At 67.1% G+C, this 3,105-nt stretch carries 4 protein-coding genes; all 4 read left to right on the forward strand.

Features of this window, described 5'->3' with window-relative positions; genetic code table 11:
- The coding region (locus VFI59_15395; protein HET6715077.1) for an ABC transporter substrate-binding protein at nucleotides 1-744 on the forward strand (744 nt) is incomplete at its 5' end.
- A 39-nt stretch (nucleotides 745-783) separates the two neighbouring features.
- Nucleotides 784-1,773 (forward strand): ABC transporter permease, encoded by a 990-nt coding sequence (locus VFI59_15400; GenBank protein HET6715078.1) that lies wholly within the window; start codon nucleotides 784-786, stop codon nucleotides 1,771-1,773.
- Nucleotides 1,773-2,747 carry an ABC transporter permease gene (locus VFI59_15405; protein HET6715079.1) on the forward strand — a complete coding sequence of 325 codons (975 nt, stop codon included), beginning with the start codon at nucleotides 1,773-1,775 and terminating at the stop codon, nucleotides 2,745-2,747. Before VFI59_15400 ends, VFI59_15405 begins: the two co-directional genes overlap by 1 nt.
- Nucleotides 2,744-3,105 (forward strand): ATP-binding cassette domain-containing protein (locus VFI59_15410; protein ID HET6715080.1); only part of this gene is annotated, 362 nt, incomplete at its 3' end. The genes VFI59_15405 and VFI59_15410, both read left to right, overlap by 4 nt.

The following is a 3,105-nucleotide window of genomic DNA, read 5'->3' on the forward strand; positions in this document are numbered from 1 at the left end:
GACGCCGGCTACACCGACACCGACGGCGACGGCGTCCGCGAGATGCCACCGGGCTCGCTCGATCCGGGCAGACCCCTCGAGTTCCGCTACTACGTTCGCACCAACGAGCAGACGACGGTCGACGCCGCCCCCTTCATCTCCGAATGGCTCGGCCAGATCGGCATCGAGGCGGAGGTCATCGCCGTCACCTCGGGACGCCTCGGCGACATCATCAACGAGGGCACGTACGACATGTTCGCCTGGGGTTGGTACCCGGACCCGGACCCGGACGCTGTGCTGTCGTGGATGAAGTGCGACCAACGGCCGCCCGACGGCTCGACCTACGGGAACAACGACTCGTACCACTGCGACCCGGAGTACGACCAGATGTACCTCGAGCAACAGCAGGCGCTCGACGTGGACGATCGCTGGGCCATCGTCCACGAGATGCAGAAGAGGTTCTATGAGGACGCGACGTACTCGATCCTTTGGTACGACCCGTACTTCCAGGCCTACCGGACCGACAGGTTCACCGGCTACAACCCGCAGCCGCCCCAGAACGGCGACCTGCTCGAGGGCTGGGGTGGCATCAGCGACGTCTGGCTGACGCTCGCGCCCGTGAGCGAGGCCGAGGGCGGCGGGGGGAGCTCCGCCGAAGCCCGCGGCGTCTCGCCGCTACTCTGGGCGGGGATCGCGGCGGTCCTGGTGATCGGAGCGGTCGTCCTGTTCGCGCGTCGCCGGCGCGTGAGCGACGAGGACGTCTAGGAGACACGGCCGGAGCGGGAAGGACGTTCGTAGACCGGGGTGGGGACACGCAGGTACATCCTCGGCAAGGTGGCGCAGGCCGTCCTCACCCTGGCCTTCGTCATGGTCTTCAACTTCTTCCTGTTCCGTGTTCTGCCCGGTGATCCGGGAGCGCTCCTGCTCCGAGGCACGACCGCCTTCAATCCCGAGAACCTCGAGGAGGTCAGGGCGGACCTCGGGCTGGACAAACCGCTCCCGCAACAGTTCCTGACCTACGTCACGGACACGGCGAAGTTCGAGTTCGGCGAGTCCTTCTACCTGCGGGGCGCCGACGTCGCCGAGGTGATCGGCGACCGGATCTGGCCGACGATCCTGCTGCTCGGCACGTCCACGATCGCGTCGGCGATCATCGGACTGATCATCGGCATCTACGGGGGGTGGCGGCACGGGAGCAAGTTCGACGTGGGATCCCTCAGCTTCACCCTGTTCGTCTACGCCATGCCGGAGTTCTGGTTCGGGATCCTCGTGCTGATGGCCTTCGCGGGCGGCGTGGGACCCTTCCCCGCGATCTTCCCCACCGGCGGGTACGAGACACCCGGAGCCGATCTGGGCGCCTGGGCGCACTTCACGGACATCTTGAACCACCTCTTCCTCCCGTGGATGGTGCTGACGATCGCGTACCTCGGGCAGTACGCGCTGATCATGCGCAACTCCGTCATCGACGTCATGAACGACGACTTCGTCCAGACGGCTCGCGCTAAGGGTGTCCGCGAGAAGCAGGTCCTGCGCCACCACGTCGTTCCGAACGCGCTCCTGCCGACGATGACGCTGATCCTGCTTTCGCTGGGCTTCATCTTCGGCGGCGCGATCACGATCGAGTACGTGTTCTCGTATCCGGGTCTGGGGCTGCTCACGGTGCAGGCGATCGACGCGAAGGACTACCCGCTCCTGCAGGGCTTGTTCCTGCTGTTCTCCGCCGCCGTCATCCTCGCGAACCTGATCGCCGACGTCCTGTACTCGTACCTCGACCCGCGCGTGAGGGCCGCCTGATGCGTCCGGGTGAGACCTTCGGCCACGTCACAGATGCACCGATCGGCGTCGAGCTCGAGCCCGGCCCTCCGCCCGAGATCCCGAGGAGCCCCCGAGCGATCGCGTGGACACGCCGCCGCCTGTCGGCCAGGCGTGTCTGGGTCCTGTATCGGAAGAACACGATGGGGATGATCGGGCTGATCACCCTGATCTTCTTCATCGCCGTCGCCGTGTTCGCGCCGTTGATCGCTCCGAAGGAGGGACTCGAAGCCACCTGCCCGTGCAACGGAACGCCGTTCTCGCCGCCGTCGTGGGGGTTCCCGTTCGGGACGGACAACTTCGGGCGGTCGGTCTTCACGTTGACGGTCTGGGGGACGCGGATCTCGTTGCTCGTTGGGCTGCTGGCGACGGCGATCTCGATGCTGATCGGATCGGTCGTCGGCATCGTGGCCGGCTATTACGGCCGGTGGCCCGAGTCCGTGCTGATGCGCCTCACGGATTGGTTCCTCGTGATCCCGTTCCTCCCGCTGGCGATCGTGCTTGCCGCGGTGCTCGGGCGGTCGCTCACCGTGATCATCTTCGTGATCGGCGTGACCACCTGGCCCTCGACGGCCAGGATCATCCGAGCGCAGGTGCTGTCCGTGAAGACCCGACCCTACGTGGAGCGATCGCGCGCGCTCGGCTCGAGCAGCTGGCACCTGACCACCCGCCACATCCTTCCGAACGTGGCGCCGCTGATCTTCGCGAACACGATCCTGACCGTCGCGCTCGCGATCTTGGCCGAGAGCACGCTCGCGTTCCTGGGGCTGGGCGACCCGCTCTCGATCTCCTGGGGCACGATCCTCGACTTCGCGTTCGGCGCCGGGGCGGCCAGCGCCGGCCAGTGGTGGTGGCTGATCCCGCCGGGCCTGGCGATCGTGTTCGTCGTCTTGGCGTTCACGCTGTGCGGGTTCGCGCTGGACGAGATCCTCAACCCGAAGCTGCGTGAGCGATGAGCGTCCTGTCGGTCCGCGACCTCGAGGTGACCTACAAGACGCAGGCGGGTCCGATCCCCGCGGTGCGCGGCGTGTCGCTCGACATCGACCCGGGCGAGGTGCTCGGGTTGGCCGGAGAGTCGGGGTGCGGAAAGTCGACGGTGGTCAACGCGATCCTACGTCTGCTCCCCGTCGGGACCACCGTGTCGGGGGAGGTCCTGCTCAACGGGGAGGACGTCCTCACGATGAAGCCGGGACGTCTCCGCGCGGTGCGGTGGACAGGCGCCTCGGTCGTGTTCCAGGGCGCGATGCACGCGATGAACCCCGTCCAGCGGATCGGCGACCAGCTCGCCGAGGCGATCGTGCTGCACGGCCAGGC

Source organism: Actinomycetota bacterium, assembly GCA_035697485.1.
Taxonomy (GTDB): Bacteria; Actinomycetota; UBA4738; order UBA4738; family HRBIN12; genus JAOUEA01.

Excerpts from the sequence above, each read along its gene's own strand:
- VFI59_15405 (HET6715079.1), top strand. The coding sequence starts at position 1,773 with ATGCGTCCGGGTGAGACCTTCGGCCACGTCACAGATGCACCGATCGGC.